Origin of the sequence: Moorena sp. SIO1F2 (genome assembly GCF_010672755.1) — a bacterium.
Classification (GTDB): domain Bacteria; phylum Cyanobacteriota; class Cyanobacteriia; order Cyanobacteriales; family Coleofasciculaceae; genus Moorena.
This window is the reverse complement of sequence record NZ_JAAHFV010000001.1, coordinates 13,042-25,204: the sequence shown is the minus strand read 5'-3', so window position 1 is coordinate 25,204 and position 12,163 is coordinate 13,042. Positions and strand designations below refer to the sequence as shown.

Here is a 12,163-nt window from a genome sequence, read left to right as displayed (position 1 = left end):
GGGTTAACGGTTAAGTTAAAGCTTGTAAGGCTTGCTCTACAATAAGAGCTGCTTGGTCAACTTCACCGGCTGAGACAATTAGGGGTGGAACAAAGCGAACTACCTTTGGTCCTGCTGGTACCAACAACAAACCCCGTTCCATCACAGCTTTAACCACATCCACTGAAGTTAGATCAATATCTGATTTTAGTACAAGCCCATTAATTAGACCCCAACCTCGCACTTCTTCAATGACTTGGGGATATTTTTGAGCGATCGCTCTCAGTCTGGTGCGCAGCTGGTCACCCCGCACCTGAACATTTTGCAAAATATTCTCCTGTTCCAAGGTTTTTCCTACAGATAGGGCGACTGCACAGACAAAGGGATTACCACCAAAGGTGCTAGCATGCTCTCCAGGTTGGAAGATATCACAGAATTTCTTAGACATCATCGCTCCAATGGGAATGCCACCAGCCAATCCCTTAGCACTGGTGAAGATATCTGGCTCTATTCCCAGATTCTGATAGCCCCAGTATTTACCAGTACGACCCATACCCACCTGGACTTCATCTAGAATCAGCAGGATGCCCGTTTCATCACAGATCTTTCTAACTTGCTGGAAGTAGTCTAGGTCTCCTGGGCGAACACCCCCTTCTCCCTGCAATGGTTCGAGCATCACTGCTGCTACTCGCCGATTTCCCTCATCAATATCTGCGATCGCATTTTCCAGTGCCTGAATATCGTTGTAGGGTACGTACTCGAATCCAGGTACCAAGGGGTCAAAGTTTTTCTGGTACTTAGGCTGGCCAGTTGCCGTGATTGTTGCCAAGGTTCGCCCATGAAAACTGGAGTGAGCGCTCAAAATCACTGGCTGTTCAATCTCTAGCACAGTGTGGCCATATTTCCGTGCCAGTTTGATAGCAGCTTCATTAGCCTCCGCTCCCGAGTTACAGAAAAATACTCGTTCTGCACAAGAATGGTCAATGAGCCATTTCGCTAATGCCCCTTGCTCTGGAATGTAGTAAAGATTAGAAACATGGTTTAGCTTTTGGATTTGCTTAATTACCGTTTCTACCACAACTGGGTGAGCATGACCTAAGGTACAGGTAGCAATCCCTGCCACAAAGTCAAGATAGTCTCGCCCGGAAGTATCCCAGACATGGCAACCGGCACCCCGCTCTAAGGCAATAGGAAAGCGTCCATAGGTTTTCATGACCCTAGCATCGAATTCAGTTAGGTCATAAGGTGCACCCCTAGCCGGAGCTGACTCTGCCGGTGGCGAGGGATTGTTAACAATAGTTTCTGGGCTCACGAGCTTAGTCCTTGTGTGATTAGTGAACGGTCAAGGTTGGTTTTCTAGGATTTACCAATCAGCGTATGGAGCGTTATGCCATACTATTTTCAATTGCCCAACGAGCTAATTCAGTACGGTTATGGAGACCAGTTTTCCCTAGCATGTTCGATACATGGCTTTCTATGGTGCGCTGAGAAACATTCAGTTTCTCAGCTATTTCCCGATTTGCCATACCTCTTGCCACGTGCTGGACAACCTTTAGCTCAGTAGGAGTCAACTCAACATCGTAAGGAACTTTAATTTTGGGTGTGCTGTCTGGACCAGAACCTGAGTGAAGGATTAGACGAGACGCTTGCTTGAGGGAGGATTCCACCTGTGCTACCAGTTCTTCTGGCTCAAAGGGCTTCACCATATAAACATCCGCACCTTTATTAAGACCCTTTACGCGATCTTGGCTTTGACCCTTGGCTGAGAGAAAGAGTATGGGAATCCAGCTGGTGCGAGAATCATCTCTGACCTTTTCTACCAGGGTATAGCCGTCCATCTCTGGCATCATTACGTCACAGATAATCATATCAGGAATATCCTGCTCTAAAATGTCCAGAGCTTCTTTCCCATGTTCAGCAGTAATCACTTCGTATCCCTGAAACTCGAGGTAGTCCTTGACTAACAATATGAGGTTGGGGTCATCATCAATCAGCAGCAGTTTTTTTTGCTCTCTTACAGCATTGTCCTTCATAACTGTAACGTTTGTTATACTTTGCTTGCTTAATTTTATTAATAGTGGTAGTACCTCTTGCCTTTTCTTATGCCTGGAAGTTACCAAGCTGCTTTAACTCTCCAACCAATAATCCTACCTCACCATAATTAGGGTTGGTAAGGAAAAGGATCTTAACCTGGTTGGGGTTGGGTACCATTTGCTGCCATTGCCTGGTAGTCTGAAGCAGATGCTTGAAGAGTTTCTGGCAAAGGATGAACTAAAAAAGCATAGTCTTCTAAAACTTGGTTGCCAATAATATGCTCTTGAATAATGCGTTCAATTACCTCAGGGGTAGCATGGTGATACCAAACACCATCTGGGTAAACTACCATCACAGGACCAGAGGTACAGACTCGCAGACAATTAGCCTTGGTGCGAAAAATGCAACTTGGCTCAACCTCCTTGGGCTGGTCTAGTTTTAGCTCTTTTAGGCGTTTTTTAAGATATTCCCAGGATTCAAGGCTAATTTTTTTTGAGCAGCATTTCGGTTTAGTTTGATCAGCACACAAGAAAATGTGGCGCTGAATTTGATTAAGTCCTAAGCTCTTTACGTTAGCGGCTAGGGTAAGTTGTTCCGATTCTCCGAGAGTCGAAGTGTCAGAATTCTCATAATTCTCAGAATTAGATAGTGTAGCTTCAGGCTCAGTTTTGTCTGCTGGCATGAGTTTTAGGGCTTTTGTTGTGTGAGGATGAGTCGAAAGGACGAGAGTAAGAATATATCTGTTATATCTATTTGCTGGTTTTAGTGATCAGTGGTCAGCAGTCCATGGGTTGTAGTTCTGGTTTTTTAATCAATTCCTGGGACTAAGGTCAAACCTTAGATGAAACAGGTACAAGCTACACCATACCGATACGGATACACAGATAATAACCCAAAGCTATATCATCCGTGCATTTGCCATCTGTTAACCTACTATGAGTTCGGGAACCCGTACAGAGGTATTTATTGCCATCTCTTGCTGATTTTGAGTAAATTAGCACTCAGGAGCTGAGAGTGCTAAATCGGCTCAGATGAATCAGATGAAGTAGAGAGGAAAAACTGATATGGCAGCTGTAACTCTGAGTGTTTCCACCGTTAAGCCCTTAGGGGATCGAGTTTTTGTTAAGGTAAGCGCCGCTGAAGAAAAAACTGCTGGCGGTATCCTACTACCGGATAACGCTAAGGAAAAGCCTCAAGTTGGGGAAATTGTAGCGACCGGACCTGGGAAGCGGAACGATGATGGTTCTCACGCTGCTCTCGAAGTCAAAGTAGGGGACAAGGTACTTTACTCCAAGTACGCTGGTACCGATATTAAGTTAGGCAACGAAGAGTACGTTTTGTTGTCAGAGAAAGACATCTTGGCAGTCGTCAGCTAACACCTTGAAGGTGAGTAAACAGCAAACAAGTTGAACCCTTAAATTTTCAACCTTTTACCTTCAACCTTTTACCTTCAACCTTAATAACCCTTAGGAACTGAATTCAAAACCTATGGCTAAGCGCATTATTTACAACGAAAATGCTCGTCGCGCCCTAGAAAAGGGAATGGACACTCTGACTGAAGCTGTAGCTGTCACCCTTGGACCAAAAGGTCGCAACGTAGTGTTAGAGAAGAAGTTTGGTGCTCCTCAAATTGTTAATGATGGTGTCACCATTGCTAAAGAGATTGAACTGGAAGACCACATTGAAAACACTGGTGTTTCTCTGATTCGGCAAGCAGCTTCAAAAACCAATGATGCTGCTGGTGATGGGACTACAACCGCTACAGTACTAGCTCATGCTGTGGTCAAAGAAGGCTTGCGCAACGTGGCTGCCGGTGCTAACCCCATCGCTTTGAAGCGGGGTATTGATAAAGCTACTGCGTTTCTGGTGGACAAGATTGCTGAACATGCCCGTTCAGTAGAAGACTCTAAAGCCGTTGCCCAAGTTGGTTCTATCTCTGCGGGTAACGATGAGACTGTTGGTCAGATGATTGCTGACGCAATGGACAAAGTGGGCAAAGAGGGCGTGATTTCCCTTGAAGAAGGGAAGTCTATGACCACTGAACTAGAAATTACCGAAGGGATGCGCTTTGACAAAGGCTATATCTCTCCCTACTTTGCTACTGACACTGAGCGGATGGAAGCAGTTCTAGAAGAACCTCACCTCCTGCTCACTGACAAGAAAATTACCCTGGTACAAGACCTGGTGCCAGTACTCGAGCAAGTGGCTCGTTCTGGCAAGCCGTTACTGATTATTGCTGAGGACATTGAGAAAGAAGCCCTGGCAACCTTGGTGGTCAACCGCCTACGGGGTGTTTTGAATGTAGCAGCTGTCAAGGCTCCTGGCTTTGGCGATCGCCGTAAGGCTATGCTGGAGGACATTGCTACTCTAACTGGTGCACAAGTAATTACTGAAGATGCAGGTCTAAAGCTTGACAACGCCAAGCTGGAAATGCTGGGTAAATCCCGTCGTGTGACCATAACTAAGGACAACACTACTATCGTTGCTGAAGGTAACGAAAATGCAGTGAAGGGTCGTTGTGACCAAATCCGCCGTCAGATGGACGAAAGCGATTCTTCCTACGACAAAGAAAAACTGCAAGAGCGGTTAGCTAAGCTGGCTGGTGGTGTCGCAGTGATTAAAGTGGGTGCTGCGACAGAAACGGAAATGAAAGACCGCAAGCTGCGTCTGGAAGATGCCATCAACGCTACCAAGGCAGCTGTGGAAGAAGGTATTGTCCCTGGTGGTGGCACAACTCTAGCTCACCTGACTCCTGACCTAGAAACTTGGGCAAACGAGAACCTTAAGGCTGAAGAACTTACCGGTGCTATGATTGTTTCTCGTGCCTTGTCTTCACCTCTGAAGCGAATTGCCCAGAATGCTGGTCAGAATGGTGCGGTGATCGCTGAGCGAGTTAAAGAAAAAGAATTCAACGTTGGCTACAATGCTTCCAATGGTGAGTTTGTAGATATGTTTGAAGCTGGTATCGTTGACCCAGCTAAGGTAACTCGTTCTGCTCTCCAAAATGCCGCTTCCATCGCAGGTATGGTGTTGACCACTGAGTGTATTGTGGTAGACAAGCCTGAGCCTAAGGACAATGCTCCTGCTGGTGCTGGTATGGGTGGAGATTTTGATTACTAAAGCTTACGGAATTAATTAAAGTACTCTAATTGGAGGTGCAACTATTAGCCTTATAGCTCTCTAAACCTTGTCAAACATTATCTACTGTTTTATAATCAACTAAGTTAGTAACTTGTTTAACAAGGGAACACTACCGCCAAACGAAGAACTAAAAGCGAAGGCAGCTGGTCGTAAGTTAAGCGACGTAAAATAATGGACTGAGTGAAGTTACAGTGCGGTTTGAGAGTAGGCACCAGAGCCTCCATTAAGAAAATTAGCGCAATGCTTTTGGCATTGCTTTGTCGGCAACAACCATTAGTTTTAACTAATGCTATACCATCGTCCTATCTGCTTGTGAGTAGGTTTGTACAGGTTAAATGTTGCACTATAGGTGCGCTCTTACCATTAAGAATTAAATTCGCACCGCTTTGGGCGCGCCTTTCGGCAAAGCCGACGCGGTGCGCGTTATGGTCGCACCATTAGCTAGTTACAGCTGCTTCGTTGAAGAAGCAGCTGCTTTTTATTACCCAAACAAACCTAGATTCTCTAATCTAAGAGATACTAGAAACGAGCCTTGCAGCAGTTGAGATGGGACAGTTGCCTATGTCTTTGAAAATTGAATACGGACTCTTCAAGCTTGATTTCACTGACTACCACGCAGTTTTAGGAATTCCAGTTGATGCGGATGTTAAGGCAGTCCGTCAACGCTACCTTCAAATTGCTAGACGTTTGCATCCCGACAGTTGCAAAGCCAGTACCGAAGCGGAAAAAAAACAAGCAAATCTGCTGTTAACACGGCTGGTTAATCCCGCTTATGAACAGCTCTCTAGAGGTCATCGTGACTATGCTGCTAGTCTAAGCCACTTGAGTAAGCGGTTAGGGGCTCAAGGAGATAAAATTTCCCTAGCTAGCGTAACGGCTAAGCAATTATTACAAGCAGGGGCAAATTTAGATAATCTTTACAGAAGCTCAGTTGACCACCTAGCATCAGAGCAATACCAACCCCTTGACAAAGCCTTGGCAAAAATTGCCGAAATCAGTGAACTTAACCTAGTTTATCTGATGTGTAAAAGTAGTAAGGGTGAAAGGGTAAAAACTCCTGTTTCAACCCCTGTGAAAACTCAAGCAACTGGTGTGACCCAGCCAAATCGTCAGACTAGTACCGTTGGCACATCACAGGGAGGGTCGGTTGGGCCTAAGGGAGTATCACGAGTGGATAGCTATATCCGACGTGCTGAAGGATATTTGGTCAAGAACAATTTTGCTGCGGCAGTTCTGGAGTTGCGAGAAGCTCTCAAATTGGACCAAAACAATAGCGACTGCCATAGTTTATTGGGAATTGCTTATTTGAAGCAAAATAAGGGGACAATGGCTAAAGTACACATTAATAAGGCGTTGCAATTGAATCCTCAGAACGAAAGAGCATTGAAGGCGAAACAGCTTATCAATGAATTCACCCTGAAAAGTGGCGGTAACCAGTCAAAGGTGTCGCCTGAAGCAGCTAAAGGGAAACCGTCGAATAAATCTAATGGTGGTGGGTTATTTGGTGGTTTATTTGGTGGAAAGAAAAAGTAATGATTCATCAACCACCCCCAGGGGCAAGGGATTTACTCCCCCTAGAAGTTACCCAAAAACGCTGGATTGCTAACCACTTACAGCAAGTATTTCACCGCTGGAGTTACCACCGGATTATCACATCAACCCTAGAATGGTTGGATACTCTGATGGCAGGAGGAGCTGTCGAACGTTCCACGGTTATTCAGTTGCACGATGCTGAGGAAGGAACGCTGGGGCTGCGTCCAGAATTAACGGCATCCATAGCTAGAGCAATGGTTAGTCGTATTGCTGGCAGTAATAGTGAAGCCTGCCTATCCTTACCCCAGCGACTCTATTACAATGCCAATGTATTTCGACGACCAAGTATAGGTCACCACGGACGTCAACTAGAGTTTTACCAGTCGGGGGTAGAATTATTGGGAGTTGGTGGGCTGTTGGCAGATGGGGAAATTTTGCTGTTGCTAGCCGATTGTCTTAATCATTTAGGGTTACAACAATGGCACCTGATTTTGGGGGAAGCTCGGCTAACGCGATCGCTTTTGTCTCCGTTCCCCAAACCTATGCAAGAAAAGGTTCGTCAAGCCATTGCCTATCTTGACCGGGTTAGCCTAGAAACCTTACCCCTCTCTCCAGAATTGCGAGAGCGGGCATTGTTTCTGTTTGACCTGAGGGGAGACCCTGCTGATGTTTTGCAAAAGGTTGCTAACTTGGATTTAGACTCATCAGAACACGAGATTGTGACCAATCTCAAATCCCTGGTGGAACTTTTAAATAGTAGTTCCCCTAGCCCCTTACCGATCGTTCTCGACTTGACCTTAGTACAAACCTTTGACTATTACACTGGTATTGTCTTTGAAGTAGTCAGTAGTAGCGAGGGCTCTAGCCGAGTTTTAGGTCAGGGAGGGCGCTACGATCAATTGCTGAGTCTATATCATCCTCAAGGAGAAGCCTACCCTGGAATTGGTTTTTGCCTCAACCTAGAAGACCTTCATTATGTCTTACTTTCCAGTAATCAATTACCCACCCAGACACCAGCTAGTGATTGGTTAGTGGTGCCAGAATTTCCCGAGGCTGAGGCAGTGGCTTTTACCTATGCCCAGAAACTTAGAGATTCTGAGCATTTGGTCAGGGTAGAGATGGATTTAGGGGGACGCTCACCAGCACAAATTAGAGAATACGCCCTGGGTCACGGTATCACCTACATTGCCTGGGTACAAGCCGATGGCACTCCTAGGATTGAGACCGTGACTAAGAAAGTGTGAAGTATTTCATAGTTCACACTTGCTACTTCAGTTAACTAATCCTCAGCAAAAACATAGCGATGTAGTTCGCTAGGGTCAGGTTCAGGACTGGCTTGGGCAAACTCAACTGCATCATTAATGACGTCCTGGATTTTGCTCTCAATGGCTTTGAGTTCTTCGGCAGTAGCTAGATTATTTTCTGTCAGGTAACTTGCCATCTTTTTAATGGGATCGCGAGTTAACCAGAATTCCTTCTCTTCTTTGGAGCGGAGTTCATCGGGATCAGCCAGAGAGTGACCTCGGAAGCGGTAGGTCAGGGCTTCAATTAGGGTTGGTCCTTCTCCTGCACGTGCCCGAGCGATCGCTTCTTGGGCAACAGTTCTGACAGCCATTACATCCATGCCATCGACTTCTACTCCAGCCATCCCGAATACACTGGCTTTTTTATAAATTTCTGGCTGGGATGTTGCCCGTTCATGAGCCATCCCAATTGCCCACTTGTTGTTTTCCACCACATAGATAACGGGCAGTTTCCAAAGGGCTGCCATATTCAAACATTCAAAGAACTGACCATTATTGCAAGCTCCATCACCAAAAAAGCAAACGGTGACTTGATCAGCACTCTCATCCCCCAAGGCTTCGCGACGGTATTTACTTTGGAAAGCACTACCGGTGGCAACAGGAATTCCCTCAGCTACAAAGGCATAACCTCCCAGGAGATTATGTTCTTGTGAGAACATATGCATTGAACCACCGCGTCCCTTGCTGCAGCCTGTTGCTTTGCCAAATAACTCTGCCATCACTTCCCGTGCTGGCACTCCTGCACTTAAGGCATGGACGTGGTCACGATAGGTGCTACTAACAAAGTCTTCACCATTACGCAACGCCTTGATGACTCCTGTTGACACTGCCTCTTGACCGTTGTAGAGGTGGACAAAACCAAACATTTTGCCCCGATAGTACATTTCAGCACATTTGTCCTCAAAAAAGCGCCCGAGCACCATATCCTCGTAAAGTAGTAATCCTTCTGCGCTGGTAATGGGGCTATAATCCTCTACTTTAGGTAAAGTTCTTTCCTGAGCCATTAATTTGTCCTATACTTGTCCCAACACTATACTGGCATTTCGCCAAACTACTTGTTTACCCAATTTAAGCAAAGCTATCATAAAGTTTGACTCAAGCCTACAGGGTTTATCTTCCAGGATTTATCTTCTAGGTCAAGCCTGGAGGGAATAGTTAGGTCAAGTTGACTTGAGTTAAAATCACACTACTGCTTGACAACCAATACTCTTTAGTTTAATTAAAGTTAATTAAAGGAGATGATCCACCCTAGTTGCTAGAATTAATAGTGTTTAGGGACTCGACAAAACCGGTTAGCTGCGATACTGTGTCTTTGACAATGACAGATGAATAGCTATAGCCAGTTTAGGGAGTACGATATGGGCTATCATCAACTCATTCAGTTGCTCGAAAAGCTGGGGAAGTGAACCGTGCGCATTCCGCTCGATTACTACCGCATATTAGGATTGCCGATTCAGGCTACAGCCCAACAGCTCAGCCAAGCCTATCGTGATCGTACCTTACAACTACCGCGCCGAGAATATTCGGAAGCAGCAATAGCCTCTCGTAAAACACTCCTTGAAAAAGCCTACGGGGTTTTGAGTGACCCCGAAACAAGAGAGGAGTACGATGCTGGCTTGATTGCCAAAGCTTATCAACTCCAAGAGCAACACCCATCAGTGGCGGGTGCTCCTGGTACTAATCAAACAGTAACAGGTGAAACCGTCGAAGCTCACACTCCTACGATTGAAATTGATAACGACCAATTACTCGGAAGCTTACTGATTCTTCAAGAACTTGGGGAATACGAACTGGTTCTAAAACTGGCGCAACCGTTACTGGAAAAAGGTGACAGCGTTGGATTAAGTCAGGGGAAATTGGGGGATCCCCAACTTGTTCAACCCGACGTGGTTTTGACCTTAGCTATTGCCTGCTTAGAGCTAGGTCGAGAGCAATGGCAGCAAGCGGAGTATGAAAACGCAGCTATGTCCCTAGAAACTGGACAACAATTACTTCTACAAGAAGGCTTATTTCCGAGTGTTCGAGGGGAAATCCAGGCAGACCTCTATAAACTTCGCCCTTATCGCATTTTAGAATTATTAGCCCTGCCAGAAGAAAAAGCCATTGAGCGGCGCAAAGGCTTGCGGTTGCTCCAAGAAATGTTACAGGAGCGTCGAGGTATCGATGGCACTGGTAATGACCAATCTGGTTTAGGGATTGATGACTTTCTCCGCTTTATCCAACAGTTGCGAGGCTATCTTACCTCCAACCAACAGCAAACCTTATTTGAAGCTGAAGCACGACGCCCTTCAGCAGTTGCTACATACCTAGCTGTTTACGCCTTACTAGCAAGGGGATTTGCTCACAGAGAACCAGCTTTGATTGCTCGTGCCAAGAAAATGCTGATGCGTTTGGGTAAGCGGCAGGATGTTCACCTAGAACAAGGGGTGTGTGCTCTGCTTCTCGGCCAAACGGAAGAAGCCAGTCGTGCCTTGGAACTGAGCCAGGAATACGAACCTCTAGCTTTCATTCGGGAACATTCTCAAAATTCCCCAGACTTATTGCCAGGATTATGCCTCTACGGAGAGCGTTGGCTACAAGAATCTGTATTTCCCCACTTCCGGGATTTGGCGAATCAAAAGGTCTCTTTGAAGGAATACTTTGCTGATGATCAAGTACAAGCCTATCTAGAAAATTTACCAGATTCATCTGAGGAAACTAGCAATCAGTGGACGGTTGTACCTTCCCAAACAACCAGCTATGCAACGGTAGGCTCTTCTAAAAGCATCCTGGGGCAAGAGAGATTCAGCAATGGCCAAGGCTCACAGACAACGGCAGAACCAGTAACGGTGGGGTCAAGGTGGCCAAGTGGGGCGTTGGCAAACGGTGTTAGTCAAAGCAGGGTCAATAGCGATCGCTTCACCACTAATGGGGTATCAACTTTGCCTACAGCTCAAGGGATGTCCCACTCATCAAATGGCTCAGAAGCACAAACTCATCAGGACTTAGAGTCAAAAACCACAGGCTTGCGGAGTCATGGGCGGCGTCGTAGGCGTCAATCCTTAGGTAGTTTTATGGGTGGGGGCAAGTCAGGCAAAACCCTCGATAGTCAAAATTCAACTGCCTCAGGTGGTTGGTCTAGAGGCGGTTCTTTGGTCAAAGACTCCTCAAGTCAGCGGAGCAGTCTGAATCATTCATCCCCTGATCGTCTTGAACATTCACCAGAGCGATTCAAACCAGGGACTAAACTAAGACGTCTGATTTTCCTGAGTCTTTTAGGTTTGCTAGGACTGGGCATCCTGCTGATTTTGCTCAATAAAGCTCTTAAAAGTTTGTCAACACCACCCTTAGAGGGAGAACAAGCTTTTGTGCAGCTTGACCAACCTCCAGTCCCGATTCCTCCGAGCGGCAGTGAGCTGATCGCTCCAAGTGGTCCTCTAAATCAAGAAACGGCTCAGCAAGTCATCGAAACCTGGCTAAACACTAAGAAACTTGCCTTTGGAGAAAAACATGACGTAGGGCAACTTAATAAAATATTAGCTGAGCCAGCTCTGTCTGTCTGGCTCAAAAGTGCTAAAGCGGCTAAAAACAATAACTCTTACCGGTTCTACAAGCACAGCGTCAAAATTAACTCAGTTGAGACTAACACATCGAATCCTAATCAAGCTGTGATAGATGCTGCGGTCAAGGAGGAAGCAAAGGTATATCAAGATGGTATTCTGAGTCCGGCAGCTTCGAGTAATGACAACTTAAGAGTCAAGTATGAGTTAGTACGCCAAGGGGGTCAGTGGTTAATTAAAGGTTGGATGGTAAGATAACTAAAAACATATCTGACCAGTTAATTCCTGTCGAAAAGAAAAGGGAAAACTAATGATTATTCCTGTCGATGATTGATGATGCGATTAGCTTTGGCTTGCCACTTTTCGCTCACCGCTGAGGAAAGTAGTCATATAGTGTTGCTTATCATCAATCCTGAGAGATAAATGATTAATAAGGAATTTCAATGATAAGTAGATCAGAGTTTTATCCTTCTTGGCTACAGATCATTTATGGTAGCTAAGTTGATAATATTGATGACTGAGTCCTTAGGTGCGCTTGACCTATTAAGAATTAAATTCGCGCTTTGGTGCGCGCCTCCTAGGCCGGGGAACCCGGCCTAGGGTCGCGCCTTTCGGCAAAGCCGACGCGGGGCG

Annotated in this window: 9 protein-coding genes; 5 read left to right on the top strand and 4 right to left on the bottom strand. The window is 45.8% G+C overall.

Annotation, left to right across the window (positions count from 1 at the left end; all coding sequences use genetic code 11):
* Nucleotides 1-10: 10 nt before the first annotated feature.
* The 3 genes from F6J94_RS00090 to F6J94_RS00080 form a co-directional block, all read right to left on the bottom strand.
* Entirely contained in the window at nt 11-1,291 is a 1,281-nt protein-coding gene (locus F6J94_RS00090) for an aspartate aminotransferase family protein (protein ID WP_293035661.1), read from the bottom strand.
* A 73-nt stretch (nt 1,292-1,364) separates the two neighbouring features.
* Complete coding sequence (locus F6J94_RS00085) at nt 1,365-2,012, bottom strand: response regulator transcription factor (protein WP_293021314.1); 648 nt, start codon at nt 2,010-2,012, stop codon at nt 1,365-1,367.
* 152 nt (nt 2,013-2,164) lie between these two features.
* The gene (locus F6J94_RS00080; RefSeq protein WP_293035658.1) at nt 2,165-2,695 is read right to left on the bottom strand and encodes a ferredoxin; all 531 of its coding nucleotides are present in this window, start codon (nt 2,693-2,695) and stop codon (nt 2,165-2,167) included.
* Nucleotides 2,696-3,077: 382 nt separating this feature from the next.
* Here F6J94_RS00080 and groES point away from each other — a divergent pair, with 382 nt between their 5' ends.
* From groES to F6J94_RS00060, 4 genes are all read left to right on the top strand, one after another.
* Entirely contained in the window at nt 3,078-3,389 is a 312-nt protein-coding gene (gene groES, locus F6J94_RS00075) for a co-chaperone GroES (protein ID WP_008180318.1), read from the top strand.
* Nucleotides 3,390-3,501: 112 nt separating this feature from the next.
* The gene (gene groL, locus F6J94_RS00070; RefSeq protein WP_293035655.1) at nt 3,502-5,133 is read left to right on the top strand and encodes a chaperonin GroEL; all 1,632 of its coding nucleotides are present in this window, start codon (nt 3,502-3,504) and stop codon (nt 5,131-5,133) included.
* 582 nt (nt 5,134-5,715) lie between these two features.
* On the top strand, nt 5,716-6,687 hold the full coding sequence (locus tag F6J94_RS00065) for a DnaJ domain-containing protein (protein WP_293035652.1): 972 nt from the start codon (nt 5,716-5,718) through the stop codon (nt 6,685-6,687).
* Entirely contained in the window at nt 6,687-7,931 is a 1,245-nt protein-coding gene (locus F6J94_RS00060; protein WP_293035649.1) for an ATP phosphoribosyltransferase regulatory subunit, read from the top strand. Before F6J94_RS00065 ends, F6J94_RS00060 begins: the two co-directional genes overlap by 1 nt.
* Nucleotides 7,932-7,966: 35 nt before the next feature.
* Here F6J94_RS00060 and pdhA read toward each other — a convergent pair whose 3' ends face one another.
* The gene (gene pdhA / locus F6J94_RS00055; protein ID WP_293035646.1) at nt 7,967-8,995 is read right to left on the bottom strand and encodes a pyruvate dehydrogenase (acetyl-transferring) E1 component subunit alpha; all 1,029 of its coding nucleotides are present in this window, start codon (nt 8,993-8,995) and stop codon (nt 7,967-7,969) included.
* Nucleotides 8,996-9,400: 405 nt separating this feature from the next.
* On the opposite strand from pdhA, the gene F6J94_RS00050 reads away from it, so the two are divergent.
* Complete coding sequence (locus F6J94_RS00050; RefSeq protein WP_293035643.1) at nt 9,401-11,788, top strand: IMS domain-containing protein; 2,388 nt, start codon at nt 9,401-9,403, stop codon at nt 11,786-11,788.
* Nucleotides 11,789-12,163: the final 375 nt, after the last annotated feature.